The sequence below is a fragment of the Pseudomonas sp. TMB3-21 genome (assembly GCF_054898145.1).
In genome coordinates this window covers 4984390-5005193 of sequence record NZ_CM142718.1, presented here as the reverse complement: position 1 = coordinate 5005193, position 20804 = coordinate 4984390, and the positions used below count along the sequence as shown (strand labels likewise).

At 56.7% G+C, this 20804-nt stretch carries 25 protein-coding genes; 17 read left to right on the top strand and 8 right to left on the bottom strand.

What is annotated here, in order from left to right:
- Positions 1-139: 139 nt before the first annotated feature.
- Together ACYZTS_RS22765 and csrA are read right to left on the bottom strand one after the other, a co-directional pair.
- The gene (locus ACYZTS_RS22765; RefSeq protein ID WP_461992216.1) at positions 140-352 is read right to left on the bottom strand and encodes a hypothetical protein; all 213 of its coding nucleotides are present in this window, start codon (positions 350-352) and stop codon (positions 140-142) included.
- A gap of 302 nt (positions 353-654) precedes the next feature.
- A complete protein-coding gene (gene csrA / locus ACYZTS_RS22760) occupies positions 655-846 on the bottom strand; it encodes a carbon storage regulator CsrA (protein ID WP_008028241.1) in 192 nt (63 codons plus the stop codon).
- Between the two features lie 250 nt (positions 847-1096).
- Here csrA and ACYZTS_RS22755 point away from each other — a divergent pair, with 250 nt between their 5' ends.
- A complete protein-coding gene (locus ACYZTS_RS22755; protein WP_028624051.1) occupies positions 1097-1462 on the top strand; it encodes an SPOR domain-containing protein in 366 nt (121 codons plus the stop codon).
- A gap of 78 nt (positions 1463-1540) precedes the next feature.
- Here ACYZTS_RS22755 and ACYZTS_RS22750 read toward each other — a convergent pair whose 3' ends face one another.
- From ACYZTS_RS22750 to ACYZTS_RS22740, 3 genes are all read right to left on the bottom strand, one after another.
- Positions 1541-2230 carry an endonuclease gene (locus ACYZTS_RS22750; protein WP_461992213.1) on the bottom strand — a complete coding sequence of 230 codons (690 nt, stop codon included), beginning with the start codon at positions 2228-2230 and terminating at the stop codon, positions 1541-1543.
- Positions 2227-2520, bottom strand: a complete 294-nt coding sequence (locus ACYZTS_RS22745; RefSeq protein WP_461992211.1) for a DUF1654 domain-containing protein — start codon at positions 2518-2520, stop codon at positions 2227-2229. The genes ACYZTS_RS22750 and ACYZTS_RS22745 overlap by 4 nt, the downstream gene beginning before the upstream one ends.
- A gap of 160 nt (positions 2521-2680) precedes the next feature.
- Positions 2681-3769 (bottom strand): asparaginase, encoded by a 1089-nt coding sequence (locus ACYZTS_RS22740; protein ID WP_461992209.1) that lies wholly within the window; start codon positions 3767-3769, stop codon positions 2681-2683.
- Between the two features lie 350 nt (positions 3770-4119).
- Between ACYZTS_RS22740 and ACYZTS_RS22735 the strand changes: the two genes are divergently transcribed.
- The 8 genes from ACYZTS_RS22735 (at position 4120) to ACYZTS_RS22700 (ending at position 11740) form a co-directional block, all read left to right on the top strand.
- On the top strand, positions 4120-4569 hold the full coding sequence (locus tag ACYZTS_RS22735) for a hypothetical protein (protein WP_028624047.1): 450 nt from the start codon (positions 4120-4122) through the stop codon (positions 4567-4569).
- A 170-nt stretch (positions 4570-4739) separates the two neighbouring features.
- On the top strand, positions 4740-5696 hold the full coding sequence (locus ACYZTS_RS22730; protein WP_461992207.1) for a substrate-binding domain-containing protein: 957 nt from the start codon (positions 4740-4742) through the stop codon (positions 5694-5696).
- 57 nt (positions 5697-5753) lie between these two features.
- Complete coding sequence (locus ACYZTS_RS22725) at positions 5754-7307, top strand: sugar ABC transporter ATP-binding protein (RefSeq protein WP_028624045.1); 1554 nt, start codon at positions 5754-5756, stop codon at positions 7305-7307.
- Entirely contained in the window at positions 7304-8281 is a 978-nt protein-coding gene (locus ACYZTS_RS22720; protein ID WP_028624044.1) for an ABC transporter permease, read from the top strand. Before ACYZTS_RS22725 ends, ACYZTS_RS22720 begins: the two co-directional genes overlap by 4 nt.
- A 3-nt stretch (positions 8282-8284) precedes the next feature.
- Positions 8285-9304 carry a LacI family DNA-binding transcriptional regulator gene (locus ACYZTS_RS22715; RefSeq protein ID WP_028624043.1) on the top strand — a complete coding sequence of 340 codons (1020 nt, stop codon included), beginning with the start codon at positions 8285-8287 and terminating at the stop codon, positions 9302-9304.
- Positions 9305-9349: 45 nt separating this feature from the next.
- On the top strand, positions 9350-10267 hold the full coding sequence (gene rbsK, locus ACYZTS_RS22710) for a ribokinase (RefSeq protein ID WP_028624042.1): 918 nt from the start codon (positions 9350-9352) through the stop codon (positions 10265-10267).
- Positions 10264-10668 (top strand): D-ribose pyranase, encoded by a 405-nt coding sequence (gene rbsD, locus ACYZTS_RS22705; RefSeq protein ID WP_028624041.1) that lies wholly within the window; start codon positions 10264-10266, stop codon positions 10666-10668. Before rbsK ends, rbsD begins: the two co-directional genes overlap by 4 nt.
- A 43-nt stretch (positions 10669-10711) precedes the next feature.
- On the top strand, positions 10712-11740 hold the full coding sequence (locus ACYZTS_RS22700) for a nucleoside hydrolase (RefSeq protein WP_028624040.1): 1029 nt from the start codon (positions 10712-10714) through the stop codon (positions 11738-11740).
- A gap of 32 nt (positions 11741-11772) precedes the next feature.
- On the opposite strand, the gene ACYZTS_RS22695 is transcribed toward ACYZTS_RS22700, so the two are convergent.
- Positions 11773-11985 (bottom strand): hypothetical protein, encoded by a 213-nt coding sequence (locus ACYZTS_RS22695; protein WP_028624039.1) that lies wholly within the window; start codon positions 11983-11985, stop codon positions 11773-11775.
- A gap of 131 nt (positions 11986-12116) precedes the next feature.
- On the opposite strand from ACYZTS_RS22695, the gene ACYZTS_RS22690 reads away from it, so the two are divergent.
- Together ACYZTS_RS22690 and ACYZTS_RS22685 are read left to right on the top strand one after the other, a co-directional pair.
- Positions 12117-12422, top strand: coding sequence for a hypothetical protein (locus tag ACYZTS_RS22690; RefSeq protein ID WP_028624038.1), 306 nt, complete (start codon positions 12117-12119; stop codon positions 12420-12422).
- Positions 12423-12585: 163 nt separating this feature from the next.
- Positions 12586-12906: an I78 family peptidase inhibitor gene (locus tag ACYZTS_RS22685; protein ID WP_028624037.1), complete on the top strand. Its 321-nt coding sequence runs from the start codon at positions 12586-12588 to the stop codon at positions 12904-12906.
- Between the two features lie 71 nt (positions 12907-12977).
- On the opposite strand, the gene ACYZTS_RS22680 is transcribed toward ACYZTS_RS22685, so the two are convergent.
- Both ACYZTS_RS22680 and ACYZTS_RS22675 read right to left on the bottom strand, forming a co-directional pair.
- Positions 12978-13190, bottom strand: coding sequence for a cold-shock protein (locus tag ACYZTS_RS22680; protein ID WP_007905882.1), 213 nt, complete (start codon positions 13188-13190; stop codon positions 12978-12980).
- Between the two features lie 289 nt (positions 13191-13479).
- Positions 13480-13782: a hypothetical protein gene (locus ACYZTS_RS22675; protein WP_028624036.1), complete on the bottom strand. Its 303-nt coding sequence runs from the start codon at positions 13780-13782 to the stop codon at positions 13480-13482.
- 373 nt (positions 13783-14155) lie between these two features.
- Between ACYZTS_RS22675 and thrS the strand changes: the two genes are divergently transcribed.
- From thrS to pheT, 6 genes are all read left to right on the top strand, one after another.
- Positions 14156-16078, top strand: a complete 1923-nt coding sequence (gene thrS, locus ACYZTS_RS22670; RefSeq protein ID WP_461992201.1) for a threonine--tRNA ligase — start codon at positions 14156-14158, stop codon at positions 16076-16078.
- Entirely contained in the window at positions 16078-16629 is a 552-nt protein-coding gene (infC, locus tag ACYZTS_RS22665; protein ID WP_176469887.1) for a translation initiation factor IF-3, read from the top strand. The genes thrS and infC overlap by 1 nt, the downstream gene beginning before the upstream one ends.
- Before the next feature lie 60 nt (positions 16630-16689).
- Complete coding sequence (gene rpmI, locus ACYZTS_RS22660; protein WP_003442181.1) at positions 16690-16884, top strand: 50S ribosomal protein L35; 195 nt, start codon at positions 16690-16692, stop codon at positions 16882-16884.
- A 29-nt stretch (positions 16885-16913) separates the two neighbouring features.
- Positions 16914-17270, top strand: coding sequence for a 50S ribosomal protein L20 (gene rplT, locus ACYZTS_RS22655; protein ID WP_007905879.1), 357 nt, complete (start codon positions 16914-16916; stop codon positions 17268-17270).
- Positions 17271-17379: 109 nt separating this feature from the next.
- Positions 17380-18396 (top strand): phenylalanine--tRNA ligase subunit alpha, encoded by a 1017-nt coding sequence (gene pheS / locus ACYZTS_RS22650; protein WP_007905876.1) that lies wholly within the window; start codon positions 17380-17382, stop codon positions 18394-18396.
- Between the two features lie 26 nt (positions 18397-18422).
- A complete protein-coding gene (gene pheT, locus ACYZTS_RS22645) occupies positions 18423-20804 on the top strand; it encodes a phenylalanine--tRNA ligase subunit beta (protein ID WP_461992198.1) in 2382 nt (793 codons plus the stop codon).

Here is a 20804-nt window from a genome sequence, read left to right as displayed (position 1 = left end):
AACTGCTGCTTGATTTACGCAGCGATCTGAAATGTCGTAGTTCTTGCGAGCCTGTAACGGCCTGCCCTGGAGCAGGCCTTCGCTTCACCAGTACTTCTGATGAATCCATTTCCGGTCAATTCCTTTAACCGAATTCAGCTTACTTCGCGTTCAACTTGCGCAGTTCTTCGTACGTCGCCGACTGGACAAACCAGAAGCCCGAAATGACGCACCACACCAGAGTACCCAGGATGAACGCGCCGACACCGGACCAGAAGCCCTGAACGAACATGCCGACTATTGAGGTGATGACGATGATGGCCAGCAGAATGTACATGACGGCGTTGTTGACGCTGATAACGATGTCTTTCAAGTGAATTCCCTTTTGGATAATTGTCCTCTGGCGCCCTTGGTTGACCGCCAGTGGCAACATGATATTGCCATCGCTGCGGGTTTTGCCAGTCGCTGGTGAGCCTTCGTCTGATAATAGTTTTACGGGGAAGGAAGTCTTGTAAGGTGCGTTCGCACTTTTCTCTGGTCGAATGCGAAGCGTCTGACAGCCAGCGCGTGGAACAGGCCGGTAGTATCAGGGGAGGGTCAGATGGGGGGGACGGTCGAATCTTAGCCAGCCGTTGTTCGGGGGGTGAACGGGCTGGCTACTGATTGCAGCAGAATTCAGGACTGTGGTTTGTCCGGGGCGGTCAAACCTGCCTGAATGCGCTGATAAATTTCTTCGCGATGGACAGCTACGTCCTTTGGGGCGTTGATGCCGATTCTGACTTGCTGGCCACTTACGCCCAAAATGGTGATCGTAATGTCGTCGCCAATATTTATGCTTTCACCGACTTTGCGGGTGAGTATCAGCATGGTCTTCTCCTTGATTTCTTTGTAGGGCACCTGATTCGAACAGTGCAGAGGTCGGTGGTATGTATAGATTAGTGCGAAGCTTCACGGTTTGGGTGCCTCTTTCTGACGCGCAGATGCTGCATTAATTCCCAAGGCGTAACTATACAGAGGCCGCACCCATCATTCTCGTTGTTTTGAGCCCATTTTGCGGCACTCAGGAAGTATTCATGGATGGTAAAATCCCCTTTTTCAGTATTCAGAGGGAAGCGTAGTGCGCAAATTGGCCTTGGTAATCGCAGTACTGGCACTGGCGGCATGTGGCGAAGGCAAGAATACCGATGCGCCCAAGCCCAAGCCGGCAGCGGAGGCGACGTCTGCACCGGCCGCTGCGCCTCAATGGCACCTCGAAGTGCGCGGCGAGATAACCCAGGCGGTCAGCGACCTTAGCGGATGGCTGATCGAGCACAGTTACGTCTCCAGCGTGATCAGGGAGGAGGGTAAAACGCGGATTCTGATGGGGCCCTATGCATCGAAAGCCGAAGCAGAGGCCAAACAGGCAGAGGTGCTCGCAGCACTCAAGAAGGCGAAGAAGCAGAACATCGAAGTGCTGGTTATCGAGCACCCGCTGATTCAGTAAGGCTTGATCGCCGGCGCGATCACGCATAAAAAAAGGCCTCGGGTAATGAAACCCGAGGCCTTTGCATTTCGCGAACAGTCAACCACACGCTTTCATGTCTACCGGGCCGACAAATTCATTGGCGCGTCCCATCACACAAGCCACGCTCTGATTGCGCTGCCGTTCCCACGCCTGAACGGGATAAGTCTTGCTCCAGGCTTCATACAATTGCCGATCCTGTTTCGACAGCCGCAGGCCATATTGTTTGCTCATGTAGAAATATGTCCGGGCGATCATGCCGCGAATCGAAGGCCGCGGCATCACCTTCTTCGCCTTGAAATCCACCTGAGTCAGGCAAGATCCATACTGGCCCGGCTGCTCCGGTAGCCAGCCAAAGCTGAAATTGCTGCGGTCGCCGTTCACTTCTCCGATGCTCGGCACCAGATTGTGCAGATCTGCTTCGGCTTTCTGATAGATCGGGTCATGACGTGTGCAGTTTTTACGTCCGCCCTGTTGCCAGCACTGCCGCTGATGCCCGATCTGCCAGGCCGGGACGATATGTTCCCATTCAATGCGGGACGCGCGTTTGGCGTTTTTTCGCGGGACGTAGCCGCAGGCCGACAGGTTCACCTTGTTGCCGGTGTATTTGCACCCGCAATAAAACTCGGTGGACTGCGGCGCATAAAGCTTCCAGGCGACTTTCTTGGCTTCGTTGAAGGTGCGGGGGGCATCTGCCTGAGCAACCGTGGTGAACAACATCAGCAGCAAAACAAAACAACGGACACTCATTGACTCTCCTTCGGCACAACCCAGAAAATCTGCACGCCGCCATCGTCGCGGTAGGCGAGGGTGACGTTGTCGTTCTCATCAATCTCTTCGAGCAGGCGCTCCCACTCAGCCACTGGTTCGTCCGGAAGACGGAAGATCAGTGCGGCTTTGGCTTTTTGAGCGGTTGGAGAATTGATGATTTTCTGGACGCGAATGCCCATGAGTTCAAAGGCGTCGGGTGAGGCGGGAGCGATGGCCACAGGATTATCCTTATTAAGCTGTACGTGCATACAGTATTTAACTGTAGGCATTTTCGCAACTGCTTAAAATTCAAGAAAATCCTCTGACAGCGATTTTTGCCATTTTGTGTAGGACGGGGGAATTAAATTTGTCGGAGTAAAACGAGCCACTCGCCAGAACTGGCGAGTGGATGCAGCAATGTCAGACTGAGCTCAGCCGGACGGGGTCAGATCAGTATTCCCAGAACATCCGCTGCAGCTCTTTGCTGTCGCTGGTCTTGGTCAGTGCAACCATGGCCAGGATCCGAGCCTTTTGCGGATTAAGGTCGTGCGCTACAACCCAATCGTATTTGTCATCCGGTTGTTCGGCATTGCGCAGTACGAAACCGCCAGCGTTGACATGAGAAGAGCGAATGATTTGTACGCCGTCTTTGCGCAGGGCTTGCAGGCTTGGCACAACGCGCGAGGACACCGAGCCATTACCGGTACCGGCGTGGATGATGGCTTTGGCGCCGGACTGAGCGAGCGCTTTGTAAGCGGTGTCGCTGACGTTGCCGTAGGAATAGGCAATTTCTACATCCGGCAGAGACTTGATCTGCTTGATGTCGAATTCCGAATCCATGGTGTGGCGCTTGGCCGGCAACCGGAACCAGTAGGACTTGCCTTCGACGACCATGCCAAGCGGACCCCAGGCACTTTTGAATGCCTCGGTCTTGATGTTGATCATTTTGCTGACATCGCGACCCGACTGGATTTCATCGTTCATGGTCACCAGCACGCCCTTGCCGCGGGCCTCTTTACTACTCGCCACGGCCACGGCGTTGTACAGGTTCAGCATGCCGTCCGCGGACATTGCCGTGCCCGGACGCATCGAGCCGACGACGATGATTGGCTTGTCGGTTTTTTCCACCAGGTTCAGAAAGTACGCGGTCTCTTCCAGCGTGTCGGTGCCGTGGGTGATGACGATGCCATCCACGTCAGCGCTGTCCGCCAGTTCCGCCACGCGGCGACCCAGTTGCAGCAGGTTGTCGTTGGTGATGCTCTCGGAGGCGATTTGCATGACTTGCTCACCGCGAACGTTGGCCACTTGGCTCAGTTCCGGGACCCCTGCGATCAATTGTTCGATGCCGACCTTCGCCGCCTGGTAGGTGGCACTGTTGGCAGCGCTGGCGCCCGCACCGGCGATGGTGCCGCCCGTGGCGAGAATCACCACATTGGCCAGCTTTTGTTGTGTCTCGACTTCTTTCGCCTGAAGGGCGGAGGGTAATAGCAGGAGGAGGGCCAAAGTGCCCGGAACGAGGGATCTGAAAGCAGCTGTCATTATTTTTATCTCTCTAATTGTTAGATGGTGCTGACGCAGTTTTCTTTTGGAAGTGCCTCAAGCTGATCTGAAAGCCTGAGGCTAATCAAAGAGAGCAGGATCTGTACCAGTCATGCGCAGGACTGAGAAAAGCCTCCAAGTTGATGATATTTATCACTAAACCAGATTGTGAAATTACAGTGCTGTATTCCTGTCGTCCGGTATTCCGACTACACAACGTATTAGCGTTCGGGTTCCCGGCAGAACTCGTGTGTGCTTTCACCTGGTTTTCACTCACTGAGCAAATGGACGTTAAAGAAACTCGCGGGACGGTCGATGTCCCTTCAAAGGATCTTTTCTCAGGAGCTCACATGTCGTTTTCCGTAGGTTTTCCCAATCCGGCTGCTGTCACCATCGGTGGCAAGTCCACGGCCACCATCAATGCGTTGAACGAGTCCGCCGATCAAACCTCGGCACTGGTCCTGGGTGAAGAAAAAGAGGGTGATTCGAATCAGGTTCGTACGGGTGGCGGCGCACCTGCAGAAGCCAGGGAAGAGAGTGGAAGCACTCAAAGCATTGCCGTTAAAGTACTGCTCAAACGCATGCAGGAACTGCAGCAGCAGTTACGCGAACAACAGCAGCAGTTGGCCGCTGCGCAGGCCGCGGCTTACCCGACAGAGGAAGCCAAGGCGACGGCCGTGATGTCGATGCAAGGCCAGATTGTCGAGACAAATGGCGCATTGGCGCAGGTGACTGCCAGCTTGATCAAGGAATTGGCCAAGGGCGGTGGGTCGGGAGGGCTGGTCAGTACCACCGCATAATCGGCGATGTATGAATGGCCGTTCGGCCGTTGACAATTATCTGTAGGGTTCGCATAGTTCGATCAACGCAAACGTTTGCGCGGCAACCTTTCCGGCGGTAGTATCGACCGCAACGGTAACGTCAGCGCAATGCGTTGCCAAAAAAATAATCATAAGATCGGAGTGAACCCATGAAGCTGCCATTCGCTGGACGTCTTCTTGCTGTCGCTATGCTGGCTGCCGCATCCGCTGCCATGCCTTTCTCCTCGGCATTCGCCGAATCCCCGGAAAAACCTAAAGTCGCACTGGTCATGAAATCACTGGCCAACGAATTTTTCCTGACCATGGAAGATGGCGCCAAGGCTTATCAGAAAGAACACTCCGGCGAATTCGACCTGATCTCAAACGGCATCAAGGACGAAACAGACACCGCCAACCAGATCCGCATTGTTGAACAAATGATCGTTTCCAAAGTTAACGCCCTGGTCATCGCACCCGCCGACTCGAAGGCGATGGTGCCTGTGATCAAAAAGGCTGTGGACGCCGGCATCACCGTGATCAACATCGATAACCAGCTGGATCCGGCAGTCGTCAAAAGCAAAAACATCACCGTTCCGTTCGTAGGCCCGGACAACCGCAAAGGCGCGCGTCTGGTCGGCGAGTACCTGGCCAAACAGCTCAAGGCCGGTGACGAAGTTGGCATCATTGAAGGCGTTTCCACCACGACCAACGCGCAGGCCCGCACTGCAGGCTTCAAGGATGCGATGGAAGCGGCGCAGATCAAGGTCGTGTCGCTGCAATCCGGTGACTGGGAAATCAACAAGGGCAATCAGGTTGCCTCCTCCATGCTGAGTGAATACCCGAACATCAAGGCCCTGCTGGCCGGCAACGACAGCATGGCGGTCGGCGCGGTTTCTGCGGTGCGCGCGGCCGGCAAGGCGGGCAAGGTGCAAGTGGTCGGCTATGACAACATCAATGCAATCAAGCCGATGCTGAAAGATGGTCGCGTCCTGGCCACGGCCGATCAGTTCGCAGCGAAACAAGCGGTGTTCGGCATTGAAACAGCGCTGAAAATCATCAAGGGCGAGAAAGTCGACAGCGGCGCTAATGGCGTGATTGAAACTCCGGTCGAGCTGGTTACCAAGTAGTCCTTCTGGCGACACAACGGCGCTCGTCCGACCGGTCGAGCGCATGGAGATTTTTTTATGTCAGTTTCCGCTCCGATCGCTGTCCTCTCGGTCAGCGGCATCGGCAAGACCTATGCTCAACCTGTCCTGACGGGTATTGATTTGACGCTGATGCGCGGCGAAGTGCTGGCGCTGACCGGCGAAAACGGTGCCGGTAAAAGTACGCTGTCAAAAATCATCGGCGGGCTGGTCGCACCGACCACTGGCCAGATGCAGTTTCAGGGGCAGGATTATCGTCCTGGCAGTCGCACCCAGGCTGAAGACCTTGGTATTCGGATGGTCATGCAGGAACTCAATCTGCTGCCGACTCTGTCGGTGGCCGAGAACCTGTTCCTTGATAATCTGCCCAGCAACGCGGGCTGGATCAGTCGCAAGCAATTACGCAAGGCGGCCATTGAGGCCATGGCTCAGGTCGGGCTCGACGCGATTGATCCGGATACCCTTGTCGGTGAGTTGGGTATCGGTCATCAGCAAATGGTCGAGATTGCCCGCAACCTGATCGGCGATTGCCACGTGCTGATTCTCGACGAACCTACTGCGATGCTGACGGCCCGTGAAGTCGAGATGCTTTTCGAGCAAATCACCCGTCTGCAAGCGCGTGGCGTGTCGATCATTTATATCTCGCACCGTCTCGAAGAATTGGCGCGAGTGGCCCAGCGCATCGCGGTGCTGCGCGACGGCAATCTGGTCTGCGTCGAACCGATGGCCAATTACAGCAGTGAGCAACTGGTCACGCTGATGGTCGGCCGGGAGCTGGGCGAACACATTGACATGGGAGCGCGCAATATCGGTGCACCCGCCTTGACGGTCACTGGCCTTAGCAGGTCCGACAAGGTTCGCGATGTGTCTTTTGAAGTGCGCGCCGGGGAAATCTACGGAATTTCCGGCTTGATCGGGGCAGGGCGCACAGAACTGTTGCGCCTGATTTTCGGCGCCGATGTGGCGGACAGCGGCACCGTGGCGCTGGGTTCGCCGGCGCGCGTGGTGAGCATTCGATCACCGTCAGACGCGGTGGCGCATGGCATTGCCCTGATCACCGAAGACCGCAAAGGCGAGGGCCTGCTGCTGACCCAATCGATCAGTGCCAACATTGCCTTGGGCAACATGCCGGTGATATCCAGCGCCGGGTTCGTCAATGACGGTGAGGAAGTGTCTCTGGCTCAGCGTCAGATTGACGCCATGCGCATCCGCAGTTCCAGTCCGACGCAACTCGTGTCAGAACTGTCCGGCGGCAATCAGCAAAAAGTCGTCATTGGTCGATGGCTGGAGCGCGATTGCTCGGTGATGTTGTTTGACGAGCCCACCCGAGGCATCGACGTTGGTGCCAAATTCGACATTTATGCCTTGCTGGGCGAGCTGACGCGGCAGGGTAAAGCGTTGGTCGTGGTCTCCAGCGACTTGCGTGAACTGATGCTGATCTGCGACCGCATCGGCGTGTTGTCAGCGGGGCGTCTGATCGAGACCTTCGAGCGCGATAGCTGGACCCAGGATGACTTGCTTGCAGCCGCGTTTGCCGGCTACCAAAAACGTGATGCGTTGCTCAACGAAGCAGCGCCTAGGGATTTTTCATGAAAACTGCAACGTCTGTCGGCAAACGTAGTGGCAACTTTTACGGCCTCGGCACCTACCTCGGCCTGGCCGGTGCCTTGCTGGCGATGATCGCGCTGTTCTCTGCCTTGAGCAGCCATTTCTTCTCTTACGATACGTTCAGCACCCTGGCCAACCAGATTCCGGATTTGATGGTGCTGGCGGTGGGCATGACCTTCGTGTTGATCATCGGCGGCATCGACCTCTCGGTAGGCTCGGTGCTGGCGCTCGCCGCGTCGACGGTGAGTGTAGCGATTCTCGGCTGGGGCTGGAGCGTTCTGCCGGCAGCGCTGTTGGGCATGGCAGCGGCGGCATTGGCCGGGACCATCACCGGTTCGATCACGGTGGCGTGGCGCATCCCTTCATTTATCGTGTCGCTCGGCGTGCTGGAAATGGCCCGTGGCGTGGCTTATCAAATGACCGGCTCGCGCACCGCCTACATCGGTGATGCATTCGCCTGGCTGTCCAACCCGATCGCTTTCGGCATTTCGCCGTCTTTCATCATTGCGTTGCTGATCATCTTCATTGCCCAGGCCGTGTTGACCCGCACGGTGTTCGGCCGTTACCTGATCGGCATCGGCACCAACGAAGAGGCCGTGCGTCTGGCGGGGATCAATCCAAAGCCCTACAAGATTCTGGTATTCAGTCTGATGGGGCTGCTGGCCGGTATCGCCGCGCTGTTTCAGATTTCGCGCCTGGAAGCGGCGGACCCGAATGCCGGTTCCGGTCTGGAGCTGCAGGTCATTGCCGCCGTGGTGATTGGCGGCACGAGTCTGATGGGTGGGCGCGGCTCGGTGATCAGCACGTTTTTTGGCGTCCTGATTATCTCCGTACTGGCAGCCGGCCTGGCGCAGATCGGTGCAACTGAACCGACCAAGCGCATCATCACCGGCGCGGTTATTGTGATTGCCGTAGTGCTCGACACCTATCGCAGTCAGCGCGCAAGCCGGCGGACCTGAGTCATGGCAACAATCAAGGATGTGGCAGCACTCGCGGGGATTTCCTACACGACGGTTTCCCACGTGGTGAACAAGACGCGCCCGGTCAGTGAAGAGGTGCGGATCAAGGTCGAAGCGGCCATCAAGACGCTCGACTACGTGCCCAGTGCGGTGGCTCGTTCGCTGAAAGCGAAAACCACGGCGACCATCGGACTGCTGGTGCCAAACAGTCTCAACCCGTATTTTGCCGAACTGGCACGAGGCATTGAGGATTACTGCGAACGCAACGGTTACTGCGTGATCCTCTGCAACTCCGATGACAACCCGGACAAGCAGCGCAGTTATTTGCGTGTGTTGCTGGAAAAGCGCATCGACGGTCTGATCGTGGCTTCGGCGGGCGGTGATGGCGGTTTGGCGGAAGGCCTCGCCGGCGTGCGTACGCCGATGGTTATTGTCGACCGAGGGCTGGAAGGGCTCGATGCGGACCTGGTGCGCATCGATCACGAATTCGGTGCCTATCTGGCGACCCGCCATCTGCTGGAACTGGGTCACCGGGACATCGCCACGATTGGCGGCCCGGCCAGCACCAGCGTCGCGCAGATGCGTCTGGCTGGTTATTGCCGCGCCTTGACCGAGGCGGGCGTCGAAGTGTCTCGCGGGCGCATGTTCGAGAGTGACTTCACCAGTACCGGCGGTTACAACGCCGCCGCGATTCTGTTGGAAAAGGAGCCGCCCAGCGCCATCTTCGCCGGCAACGACATGATCGGCATAGGTGTATTGCGCGCGGCTGCCGAGCGCAACATTCGTGTGCCAAATGAATTGTCGGTCATCGGTTTCGATGACATCCAGATGAGCCGTTATGTGTATCCGGCGCTGACCACCGTCGGCCAGTCCATTGTGCAGTTGGGGGAAATGGCGGCCGAAGTGCTTTTGCGCCGGATCGCCAACCCGACTTTGCCTACCGATCAGCGGATCGTCACGCCCAGTATCGTTTTGCGGGAATCGACCGCGCCGCTCGCCGGCCTGTCTGCCCAAATTCGCTGAACCAGTAACCAGACCCGCTGAAACCGAATTGATGAGTAGCAATGTATGTCAGCAAAAGTAGTGGTGATAGGCAGCCTGAACATGGACCTGGTGACCCGGGCTTCACGTCTGCCCCGGGGCGGTGAGACGCTGATTGGCCAATCTTTTACCACCGTCTCCGGTGGCAAAGGTGCGAACCAGGCCGTTGCCGCAGCGCGCCTCGGTGCGCAGGTTTCGATGGTCGGTTGTGTCGGCAGCGATGCCTACGGCAACGAATTGCGCGAGTCGCTGTTGGCCGACAACATTGATTGTCAGGCCGTCAGCACCGTGGAAGGTGCCAGCGGTGTGGCCTTGATCGTGGTCGACGATAACAGTCAGAACGCGATTGTCATCGTGGCCGGCGCGAACGGTGCGCTGACGGCAGACGTGATCGATCATTTCGATGCGGTATTGCAGGCGTCGGACGTGATTATCTGTCAGCTGGAAGTGCCCGATGCGACAGTGGGCCACGCGCTCAAGCGCGGCCGGGAACTGGGTAAAACCGTGATCCTCAATCCCGCTCCGGCCAGTCGTCCGCTGCCGTCAGACTGGTACGCGGCCATCGATTACCTGATTCCCAATGAAAGCGAAGCCTCTGCCCTGAGCGGATTGCCGGTGGACTCACTGGAAACCGCTGAAATGGCGGCGACCCGTCTGATCGCCATGGGCGCTAGCAAGGTCATCATCACCCTTGGGTCGCAGGGTTCGCTGTTTGCCAACGGGCAAAGTTTTGAGCATTTCCCGGCGCCGAAGGTGAAGGCGGTCGATACCACTGCGGCTGGCGACACCTTCGTCGGCGGTTTCGCAGCAGCGCTGTCCGCCGGCCAGAGCGAGGCCGAAGCGATCCGTTTCGGTCAGGTCGCCGCCGCGCTGTCTGTGACTCGCTCAGGGGCTCAACCTTCGATACCCACCTTGAAAGACGTTAAGGCATTCACAGCATCATGAAAAAAACTCCTCTGCTCAATGTCGCACTGTCACGGCTGATCGCCTCGCTTGGCCATGGCGACATGGTCGTGATCGGCGATGCCGGACTGCCAGTGCCGCCGGGTGTCGAGCTGATCGATCTGGCGCTGACCCACGGCATCCCGGATTTCGTCAGCACCCTGAACGTGGTGCTCAGCGAGATGCAGGTCGAGAGCCATGTGCTCGCCGAAGAAATTCTGCAAAAGAAACCCTCTGCGCTGACGACGCTGGATGCATTGGATGCCGAGGGAGCGCTGGGGCGACGTGAGTTGCTCAGCCACGACCAATTCAAGGTCCTTAGCCGACAAGCACGGGCGATTGTTCGTACAGGCGAATGTCAGCCGTACTGCAACATTGTTCTAGTGGCTGGGGTAACGTTCTGATCGGCTGTTTCTTCCTGGTTTTCCCACGCACAAGGAGTGCGCCATGCACCGCTATGCTAAAAAACTGCCCCAACTGCTTCGGAGTTTCCTGCTTTTGTCCCTGATTAGCGCAACCAGCGTCCACGCGGCGGAAAAAATCGATCTGATCATCGACACCGATCCCGGTGCTGACGATGTGGTCGCATTGCTGTTCGCGCTGGCGTCGCCGGAAGAGTTGAATATCCGTGCGTTGACCACCGTTGCCGGCAATGTGCGCCTCGACAAGACATCGCGTAATGCACGCCTGGCTCGTGAGTGGGCGGGGCGTGAAGATGTTCCGGTGTACGCCGGCGCGCCCAGGCCGTTGATGCGCACGCCGATCTACGCAGAGAACATTCACGGTAAGGAAGGCTTGTCGGGGGTAGCGGTCCACGAGCCGAAGAAGGGTCTTGAGCAGGGCAGTGCAGTCAATTATCTGATCGACACATTGAAGACTGCCAAGCCACACAGCATCACTATCGCCATGCTCGGCCCGCAAACCAACCTGGCCCTGGCGCTGATTCAAGAGCCCGAGATCGTTCAGGGCATCAAGGAAGTGGTGATCATGGGCGGTGCGCACTTCAATGGTGGCAACATCACTCCGGTGGCCGAATTCAACCTGTTCGCCGATCCGCAGGCAGCTGAAGTCGTGCTGAAAAGCGGGGTCAAACTTACCTATCTGCCATTGGACGTGACGCACAAGATCCTTACCAGCGAAACCCGTCTGAAGCAGATTGCTGCGCTGAATAACAACGCAAGCAAATTGGTCAGCGGGATTCTCAACGAGTACGTCAAAGGTGACATGGAACACTACGGTCTTCCGGGTGGCCCGGTCCATGACGCCACGGTGGTTGCGTATCTGCTCAAGCCGGAGCTGTTTACCGGGCGCTCGGTAAACGTGGTGGTCGACAGTCGCGAAGGGCCGACGTTTGGTCAGACCGTTGTCGACTGGTATGACGGCTTGAAAGCGCCGAAGAACGCTTTCTGGGTGGAGAACGGTGATGCGCAGGGCTTTTTCGATCTGCTGACCCAGCGCTTGGCGCGATTGAAGTAAGCGTCAGACCCGCAGGCAACCGCCTGCGGGTTTTATTCCTTGCCTGGATGCACCATGTCCATATATTCGACGAGGTACTTCTCAAATACCTGCGCAATAAATGACTGGGCCGCTTCGGTGCCCAGTTCCTTGACCAATAGATCGATACCAATGATTGCCAACTCTTCCGGGCTGCCCGGGCTATAGGAGCTATGTCCTTGTGGCCACTTGGCCTTGATGTCGGCGTCGATACTTACGATGGTCATGATGGCGCTCGTGAATATGGAAAAGTCTGGGTGCGAGTTAACCATTTTGCAGGGCTTTTGGCACTCCGACTTAGGCATGAGAGAAGGGCTATGCGACACTTGGTCTTTGATGATTTCCGAAGGATCACGTTGTGCAGATCGATTTGAACACTCCGGACGGCCTGACCCTTGAAGCGGTGCGTCAGTTGCTGGCCTCTGCCAGCGACGATGAGCATACGCAGCTGCGAGTCACCAAAGGCGGCATTGCCTATATCTCGTCCGGCACCGTGGGCGGTACTGACATCGACGGGCTTTTGTTTCGACTTGAGACGTGGGCCAAAGGCTCGGGGTATGTCGGGCGTGTCGCAGCCAGTGACGAAGTCTGGGTCATGCAGATTTTTAACGCGCTCAAAGAGAACTGGCCGAATCCGCCCTTCGACTACATCGACGTGTATTGAGCCTGTTCATATCCAGTCACGATTGAAGGATGGACGGGGCATTCTGCTCAGGCAAACTCGCGGATTCTTCGATTCGTAGGCAGAGTGCTAGCACTCTTCTTGAAACGAAACGCCGGATCGGCGGTCGCACGATCTCAGTTTAATTAACGAAATAGGAGGCTTCATGCCTTGGAAGCTCGCGTCATTGGGTACTTTGCTGGCGGCAACGCTGCTGGCTGGTTGCAGCAGCACGTCTACCGAGACGGCACCGGACCCTGTCACGACGACTGATGCCGGTCATAGCCGTTGTGAGGCAAAGGCTGCGGAATTCACCCTAGGCAAAAAGGCTTCGCCCGAATTGCTGGAACAGGCTCGCACCCGCGCAGGTGCGCAGAATGCACGGTTCCTGATGCCGTCTGACATGGTGACGCTGGAATACCGTTCCGATCGTCTGAACCTGAACACCGACGCCAGTCAGATCGTCACTCGCGTCAACTGCGGCTGATTGTTCCGGCTTTTGTATCGGACATAAAAAACCCCGTCACATGGACGGGGTTTTTTTAGTGCGGCAGAAAATTACTCTGCGCGGACTTGTGCAGCTTGCATACCCTTTTGGCCTTTCTCAGCCACGAAGGAAACGGTTTGGCCTTCTTTCAGGCTTTTGAAACCGTCGCTTTCGATAGCTTTGAAGTGTACGAACAGGTCGTCACCGCCACCTTGAGGAGTGATGAAGCCGAAGCCTTTTTCATCGTTGAACCATTTAACGGTGCCGGTTTGGCGATTAGACATGGTGTATCTCCAAGAAACATATATTTTTTCAGTACTGTGTTGCTCAGGCCAACTGGGCACACCGGGGTATCATAGTCGAAATGTTCGATTTGGGACCCCCCCGGACGTGCTGTTTGACCCTCACCAACGCATTCTTTGTTGCTGGGTGTAGCTGGAAGCCCCGTTTTACAAGGCTTTCAGCCGAAAGTAAAGACGATAAAAAAAGCTGAAAGACCTGCGTAAATCGTGTGAAAAGTCTCAAATCCAGGGCTTTTTATCGGCCTGCGACCTGGTCATAGCGTCTCTTTTCTCATTTTTTCGCGGGGACATCGGCTTTGCATTTGGCGATCTGACCCAATGCTTTCTGCTGCAGTTCCGGGGTGGCCTTATTGTCCATCAAAGCCTGAATATCTGCAGCCGGGTAAGACTTGATCGCATCAGCACCGCATGCGCAGTGAGCTTTCGCCGCTGCCGCGCCGATCTGTGGAGTGGCAGCCGTAGTGCACTGAGTCATGTACTTCTCGCGCTCGCCCTTGGGCCAGTCGGCGTGAGCGGCCAGCGGCAGCAGCAGGACGACGGGGGCGATGACGGCGAATAAACGTTTCAGATGCATGCTGGGATGCTCCTTGTGGGTCAATGTCTTGTTATCTGAGGGGTAAAGGGGGGATCAAGTTCAGCACTCTGGCATAAAAACCGTAGATTGGCGCCGCTGGATTCCTCGTTGCCGCGATGACCGTTCATCTGTGCTAGCATGCCCCGCTCGGGCGTTTGCAGGCCCCGGATGACCTTCAGTCCCGGCAGCGGCAAGTGTTCGAATAACCCTGATTTGAATCCCAGTCACTCTGGTTCGGTTTTCCGGTTGGCCGCAAGGCTCCTGCCGCTGTAAGGCAGGCGTTCGTCATTGAATGGCCTGGATCGAATCTTGTACTGGCTCATCCCAACCCACGTGACCTTTGGTAGGGGTCACCACTAGGAGAGGAGGCGCCATGCCAACTATTACTCTTCCCGACGGCAGTCAACGTTCATTCGATCACGCGGTTTCCGTAGCCGAGGTCGCCGCATCCATTGGTGCCGGTCTGGCCAAGGCCACCGTGGCCGGCAAGGTCAATGGCAAGCTGGTCGACGCCAGCGACATCATCTACAGCGATTCCACGCTGCAAATCATTACGCCAAAGGATCAAGAGGGGCTGGAGATCATTCGCCATTCTTGCGCTCACCTGGTCGGCCACGCGGTCAAGCAGCTGTACCCGACCGCCAGAATGGTCATCGGCCCGGTCATCGACGAAGGCTTCTATTACGACATCGCCTTCGAGCGTCCTTTCACCCCGGACGACCTCGCCGCGATCGAACAGCGCATGCAGCAGCTGATCGAAAAAGATTACGACGTGATCAAGAAAGTCACTCCGCGCGCCGAAGTGATCGAAGTGTTCAAGGCCCGTGGCGAAGATTATAAGTTGCGCCTGGTCGAGGACATGCCGGATGAACAGGCCATGGGTCTGTACTATCACGAAGAATACGTCGACATGTGCCGTGGTCCGCACGTGCCGAACACGCGCTTTCTGAAATCTTTCAAGCTGACCAAGTTGTCCGGCGCCTACTGGCGTGGCGATGCCAAGAACGAGCAATTGCAGCGCGTTTACGGCACCGCATGGGCAGACAAGAAGCAGCTGGCGGCCTACATTCAGCGCATCGAAGAAGCCGAAAAGCGCGATCACCGCAAGATTGGCAAGCGTCTGGGCCTGTTCCACACTCAGGAAGAGTCGCCGGGCATGGTGTTCTGGCACCCGAACGGCTGGACGCTGTATCAGGTGCTCGAGCAGTACATGCGCAAAGTTCAGCGCGACAACGGCTACCTCGAAATCAAAACGCCGCAAGTTGTTGATCGCAGTCTCTGGGAGAAATCCGGGCACTGGGCCAACTACGGCGACAACATGTTCACGACTCAGTCGGAAAACCGCGACTACGCAATCAAGCCAATGAACTGCCCTTGCCACGTGCAAGTGTTCAATCAAGGCCTGAAAAGCTACCGCGAGCTGCCGATGCGTCTGGCCGAATTCGGTGCCTGCCACCGTAACGAGCCATCGGGTGCGCTGCACGGCATCATGCGTGTGCGTGCATTCACTCAGGACGACGCCCACATCTTCTGTACTGAAGAGCAGATGCAGGCCGAATCCGCCGCGTTCATCAAGCTGACCATGGACGTCTACGCCGACTTCGGCTTCAAAGACGTTGAAATGAAGCTGTCCACTCGTCCGGAAAAACGCGTAGGTTCCGACGAGCTGTGGGATCGCGCCGAAGCGGCATTGGCTGCAGCCCTTGATAGCGCTGGCCTGCCGTATGATCTGCAGCCGGGCGAGGGCGCGTTCTACGGTCCTAAGATCGAGTTTTCGTTGAAAGATTGCCTTGGCCGTGTTTGGCAGTGTGGTACTCTGCAGCTCGATTTTAACCTGCCTGTCCGTTTGGGAGCCGAATACGTCTCCGAAGACAACAGTCGCAAGCACCCGGTCATGCTGCACCGGGCGATCCTCGGATCCTTCGAACGTTTCGTCGGGATCCTGATCGAGCACTACGAAGGGGCATTCCCCGCGTGGCTGGCTCCGACACAGGCAGTGATCATGAACATCACTGACAAACAGGCCGATTTCGCCGCCGAGGTTGAAAAAACTCTCAACGAAAGCGGATTTCGTGCCAAGTCTGACTTGAGAAATGAAAAGATCGGCTTTAAAATCCGCGAGCATACTTTGCTCAAGGTCCCTTATCTCTTGGTTATCGGAGATCGGGAAGTCGAGATGCAGACTGTCGCTGTGCGTACTCGTGAAGGTGCTGACCTGGGCTCGATGCCCGTCGCCCAGTTCGCTGAGTTTCTCGCGCAAGCGGTTTCCCGGCGTGGTCGCCCAGATATGGAGTAATTACTATTAAGCGTGAAATGAGACAAGATAAACGAGCTGCACCGAAAGCCCCGATCAACGAGAATATCTCGGCACGCGAGGTTCGGTTAATTGGAGCTGAAGGTGAACAGCTTGGGATTGTGTCAATTGAAGACGCGCTTCTTAAGGCTGAAGAGGCCAAACTGGATTTGGTGGAAATTTCCGCCGATGCAGTACCCCCTGTTTGCAAACTGATGGACTACGGCAAATCGATCTTCGAGAAGAAGAAACAGGTTGCCGCGGCCAAGAAAAACCAGAAGCAGATCCAGGTTAAAGAAATCAAGTTTCGTCCAGGGACGGAGGAAGGGGATTACCAGGTAAAACTGCGCAACCTGGTACGTTTCCTGAGTGATGGGGACAGGGCCAAGGTATCCTTGCGATTCCGCGGCCGTGAGATGGCCCACCAGGAGCTGGGGATGGAACTCCTCAAGCGGGTTGAAGGTGACTTGCTCGAGTACGGTTCGGTCGAACAGCATCCTAAGATGGAAGGACGCCAGCTGATCATGGTCATCGCCCCGAAAAAGAAGAAATAATCATCAGGGCACGGCAGGCCTTCTGATTATGTTTATCAACTGAATGCGGAGTATCCGAACATGCCAAAAATGAAAACGAAAAGTGGTGCTGCTAAGCGGTTTCTGAAAACTGCTAACGGTATCAAGCATAAACACGCTTTCAAGAGCCACATCCTGACCAAAATGTCGACCAAGCGTAAGCGTCAGCTGCGCGGTAGCAGCTTGCTGCACCCGTCCGACGTTGCAAAAGTCAAGCGTATGCTGCGCCTTTGCTAATTTTTGGTTAAGAATAGAGGAAGTAACTCATGGCTCGTGTAAAGCGTGGCGTCATTGCCCGTAAACGTCACAAAAAAATTCTGAAACTTGCTAAAGGCTACTACGGCGCTCGCTCGCGCGTATTCCGTGTTGCCAAGCAAGCGGTAATCAAGGCAGGCCAATACGCCTACCGTGACCGTCGTCAGAAAAAACGTCAGTTCCGCGCTCTGTGGATCGCTCGTATCAACGCTGGTGCACGTATTAACGGTCTGTCCTACAGCCGTTTCATCGCCGGCCTGAAAAAAGCGTCCATCGAGATCGACCGTAAGGTTCTGGCTGATCTGGCAGTGAACGAAAAAGCGGCGTTTGCTGCGATTGTCGAGAAAGCTAAAGCCACCTTGGCTTAAGTACCCCCGACAATCACCAGGCCTCACCTCCGTGGGGCCAGGTGTTAAACGTCATAAATAGGGGAAGAGCCTTCAAGCTCTTCCCCTATTTTGTATCTGGAGTCTGTACATGGAAAACCTGGATGCGCTCGTCTCTCAAGCACTAGAGGCTGTGCAAAGCGCTGAAGATATCAATGCCCTGGAGCAAATCCGGGTTCACTACCTTGGCAAAAAGGGCGAATTGACTCAGGTGATGAAGACCCTGGGAAATTTGCCGGCAGAAGAGCGTCCGCAAGTTGGCGCCCTGATCAACGTTGCCAAGGAGCGTGTCACAGAGGTTCTCAATGCCCGCAAGGCGCTGTTTGAAGAGGCCGACCTGGCCGCCAAACTGTCTGCCGAGTCCATTGATGTGACCCTGCCTGGCCGCGGCCAGACCTCGGGTGGTCTGCATCCGGTCACGCGCACTCTGGAGCGTATCGAACAGTTCTTCACCCACATTGGCTACGGCATCGCCGAAGGTCCTGAGGTCGAAGACGATTACCACAACTTTGAAGCGCTCAACATCCCAGGCCATCACCCGGCCCGGTCGATGCATGACACCTTCTATTTCAATGCCAACATGTTGCTGCGCACCCATACCTCGCCGGTACAGGTCCGCACCATGGAATCGAAACAGCCGCCGATCCGCATCGTCTGCCCGGGTCGTGTGTATCGCAGCGACTCCGATATCACCCATTCGCCGATGTTCCATCAGGTCGAAGGCCTGCTGGTCGATCGCGATATCAATTTCGCCGACCTCAAAGGCACCATCGAAGAATTCCTGCGGGTGTTCTTCGAAAAAGAACTGGCCGTGCGTTTCCGTCCTTCGTATTTCCCGTTCACCGAGCCATCCGCTGAAGTCGACATGGAATGCGTGATGTGCAGCGGTAAAGGCTGCCGCGTCTGCAAACAGACTGGCTGGCTGGAAGTCATGGGCTGCGGCATGGTTCACCCGAACGTATTGCGCATGTCCGGGATCGACCCGGAAGAGTTTTCGGGCTTTGCCTTCGGCATGGGCGTTGAGCGTCTGGCCATGCTGCGTTACGGCGTGAATGACTTGCGTCTGTTCTTCGACAACGACTTGCGGTTCCTCGCGCAATTTCGCTAGTCGTAACGAATTCTTAGGAGAGCAGGATGAAATTCAGTGAACAATGGCTGCGTGGCTGGGTAAGCCCGCAGGTAAGTCGCGACGAGCTGGTTGCTCGTCTGTCGATGGCCGGTCTTGAGGTCGATAGCGTTACGCCGGCCGCCGGTGAATTCAATGGCGTGATAGTGGGCGAGGTGCTGAGCACCGAGCAGCACCCGGACGCCGACAAGCTGCGCGTTTGCCAGGTCAGCAATGGCTCCGAGACTTTTCAGGTTGTGTGCGGAGCGCCGAATGTGCGCCCGGGCCTGAAAATCCCGTTCGCTATGATCGGCGCGGAATTGCCGGGCGATTTCAAAATCAAGAAAGCCAAGCTGCGTGGCGTTGAATCCAACGGCATGCTGTGCTCGCAAGCCGAGTTGCAGGTGGGCGAAGGCAACGATGGCCTGATGGAGCTGCCGGTCGATGCGCCGGTTGGCAAGGACATTCGTGAGTACCTGGGGCTCGACGATGCCAGCATCGAAGTCGACCTTACGCCGAACCGGGGTGACTGCTTGTCTTTGGCAGGTCTGGCCCGTGAAGTCGGCGCGTTGTATTCCTCCGAAGTTACCCGGCCGGTCGTGGCCAGCGTTCCTGCCGTGCACGATGAAGTGCGTTCGGTTGAAGTCCTCGCGCCCGCTGCATGCCCGCGTTATCTGGGTCGTGTGATTCGTAACGTCGATCTGTCCAAGCCCACGCCGCTGTGGATGGTCGAGCGTCTGCGTCGCGCAGACGTCCGTAGCATCGACGCCGCCGTCGACATCACCAACTACGTGATGCTGGAGCTGGGTCAACCGCTGCACGCCTTCGATCTCGCCGAGATCAACGGTGGCATCCGAGTGCGCATGGCCGAAGAAGGCGAGAAGCTGGTATTGCTCGACGGTCAGGAAGTGAGTCTGCGTAGCGATACGCTGGTGATAGCGGACCACACCCGCGCTCTGGCCATTGCTGGCGTCATGGGTGGCGAGCACAGCGGCGTCAACACCGCGACCACGCGCGACGTGTTCCTCGAGAGTGCGTTCTTCGACCAGATCGCCGTCGCTGGCAAGGCCCGTTCCTACGGTCTGCACACCGATGCTTCGCACCGCTATGAGCGCGGCGTGGACTGGCAACTGGCCCGTGAAGCCATGGAGCGCGCCACTGGCCTGCTGCTGGAAATCACTGGCGGTGAAGCTGGCCCGATCATCGAAACCGTCAACGAAGAATACCTGCCGAAGATTGCCCCGGTTACCTTGCGTGCCCAACGCATCACCCAGATGCTCGGCATGGAAATGGACCCGGCCGAAGTCGAGCGTTTTCTCAATGCTTTGGGTCTGAGCGTTTCCGCTGACGGGGCAGGGCAGTGGCGCGTTGAAGTGCCAAGCCACCGCTTCGACATCAGCCTGGAAGTGGACCTGATTGAAGAGCTGGCCCGTCTTTACGGTTACAACCGTTTGCCGGTCCGTTACCCGCAAGCGCGTCTGGCACCGCAAGCCAAGGCCGAAGCACGCAGCGATTTGCCTGAACTGCGTCGTCTGCTGGTAGCGCGTGGTTATCAGGAAGCGATTACTTACAGCTTCATCGATCCGAAACAATTCGAGTTGTTTAATCCGGGTGTCGAGCCGCTGCTGTTGGCTAACCCGATCTCGAACGACATGGCGGCAATGCGTTCTTCGCTATGGCCGGGTCTGGTCAAGTCGTTGCAGCACAACCTGAACCGTCAACAGGATCGCGTTCGCTTGTTCGAAAGCGGCTTGCGATTTGTCGGTCAGCTCGACGATCTGAAGCAAGAGCCGATGATTGCCGGCGTCGTTTGCGGCAGCCGTCTGCCGGAAGGCTGGGCGCAGGGTCGCGATGTCGTCGATTTCTTCGACGTCAAAGCCGATGTGGAAGCCGTGCTGGGCTTTGCCGGTGCGCTGGATTCGTTCAAATTCGTCCCGGGCAAACACCCCGCGCTGCACCCGGGGCAAACCGCGCGCATTGAACGCGAAGGGCGTCTGGTTGGTTTCGTTGGCGCGATCCATCCTGAATTATCGAAAACCCTCGGTCTCGATCGTCCGGTCTTCGTGTTCGAGCTGGTTCTGGCGGAAGTGGCACTGGGTAAAATGCCTGAATTCCAGGAGTTATCGCGCTTTCCTGAAGTGCGACGTGACCTGGCGCTGATTGCGGCTACGGACGTTGCGGCCAGTGCCGTGCTGGACGTAATCCGTGAAAATGCAGGCGAATGGCTGACAGACCTCAGGCTATTTGACGTATATCAGGGTAAAGGCATTGATCCTGATAGAAAAAGCCTCGCCGTCGGCTTGACCTGGCAGCATCCATCGCGCACTCTTAATGACGATGAGGTGAATACCACAACGCAAAACATCCTCACCTCGCTCGAACAAAGGTTGAACGCCACGTTAAGGAAGTGA

What these genes read in the sequence shown, in the direction of transcription:
- csrA (WP_008028241.1), bottom strand. Translation starts at nt 846, where the DNA reads ATGCTGATACTCACCCGCAAAGTCGGTGAAAGCATAAATATTGGCGAC.
- ACYZTS_RS22750 (WP_461992213.1), bottom strand. Translation starts at nt 2,230, where the DNA reads ATGAGTGTCCGTTGTTTTGTTTTGCTGCTGATGTTGTTCACCACGGTT.
- ACYZTS_RS22745 (WP_461992211.1), bottom strand. Translation starts at nt 2,520, where the DNA reads ATGCCTACAGTTAAATACTGTATGCACGTACAGCTTAATAAGGATAAT.
- ACYZTS_RS22740 (WP_461992209.1), bottom strand. Translation starts at nt 3,769, where the DNA reads ATGACAGCTGCTTTCAGATCCCTCGTTCCGGGCACTTTGGCCCTCCTC.
- ACYZTS_RS22735 (WP_028624047.1), top strand. Translation starts at nt 4,120, where the DNA reads ATGTCGTTTTCCGTAGGTTTTCCCAATCCGGCTGCTGTCACCATCGGT.
- ACYZTS_RS22730 (WP_461992207.1), top strand. Translation starts at nt 4,740, where the DNA reads ATGAAGCTGCCATTCGCTGGACGTCTTCTTGCTGTCGCTATGCTGGCT.
- ACYZTS_RS22725 (WP_028624045.1), top strand. Translation starts at nt 5,754, where the DNA reads ATGTCAGTTTCCGCTCCGATCGCTGTCCTCTCGGTCAGCGGCATCGGC.
- ACYZTS_RS22720 (WP_028624044.1), top strand. Translation starts at nt 7,304, where the DNA reads ATGAAAACTGCAACGTCTGTCGGCAAACGTAGTGGCAACTTTTACGGC.
- ACYZTS_RS22715 (WP_028624043.1), top strand. Translation starts at nt 8,285, where the DNA reads ATGGCAACAATCAAGGATGTGGCAGCACTCGCGGGGATTTCCTACACG.
- rbsK (WP_028624042.1), top strand. Translation starts at nt 9,350, where the DNA reads ATGTCAGCAAAAGTAGTGGTGATAGGCAGCCTGAACATGGACCTGGTG.
- rbsD (WP_028624041.1), top strand. Translation starts at nt 10,264, where the DNA reads ATGAAAAAAACTCCTCTGCTCAATGTCGCACTGTCACGGCTGATCGCC.
- ACYZTS_RS22700 (WP_028624040.1), top strand. Translation starts at nt 10,712, where the DNA reads ATGCACCGCTATGCTAAAAAACTGCCCCAACTGCTTCGGAGTTTCCTG.
- ACYZTS_RS22695 (WP_028624039.1), bottom strand. Translation starts at nt 11,985, where the DNA reads ATGACCATCGTAAGTATCGACGCCGACATCAAGGCCAAGTGGCCACAA.
- ACYZTS_RS22685 (WP_028624037.1), top strand. Translation starts at nt 12,586, where the DNA reads ATGCCTTGGAAGCTCGCGTCATTGGGTACTTTGCTGGCGGCAACGCTG.
- ACYZTS_RS22680 (WP_007905882.1), bottom strand. Translation starts at nt 13,190, where the DNA reads ATGTCTAATCGCCAAACCGGCACCGTTAAATGGTTCAACGATGAAAAA.
- ACYZTS_RS22675 (WP_028624036.1), bottom strand. Translation starts at nt 13,782, where the DNA reads ATGCATCTGAAACGTTTATTCGCCGTCATCGCCCCCGTCGTCCTGCTG.
- thrS (WP_461992201.1), top strand. Translation starts at nt 14,156, where the DNA reads ATGCCAACTATTACTCTTCCCGACGGCAGTCAACGTTCATTCGATCAC.
- rpmI (WP_003442181.1), top strand. Translation starts at nt 16,690, where the DNA reads ATGCCAAAAATGAAAACGAAAAGTGGTGCTGCTAAGCGGTTTCTGAAA.
- rplT (WP_007905879.1), top strand. Translation starts at nt 16,914, where the DNA reads ATGGCTCGTGTAAAGCGTGGCGTCATTGCCCGTAAACGTCACAAAAAA.
- pheS (WP_007905876.1), top strand. Translation starts at nt 17,380, where the DNA reads ATGGAAAACCTGGATGCGCTCGTCTCTCAAGCACTAGAGGCTGTGCAA.
- pheT (WP_461992198.1), top strand. Translation starts at nt 18,423, where the DNA reads ATGAAATTCAGTGAACAATGGCTGCGTGGCTGGGTAAGCCCGCAGGTA.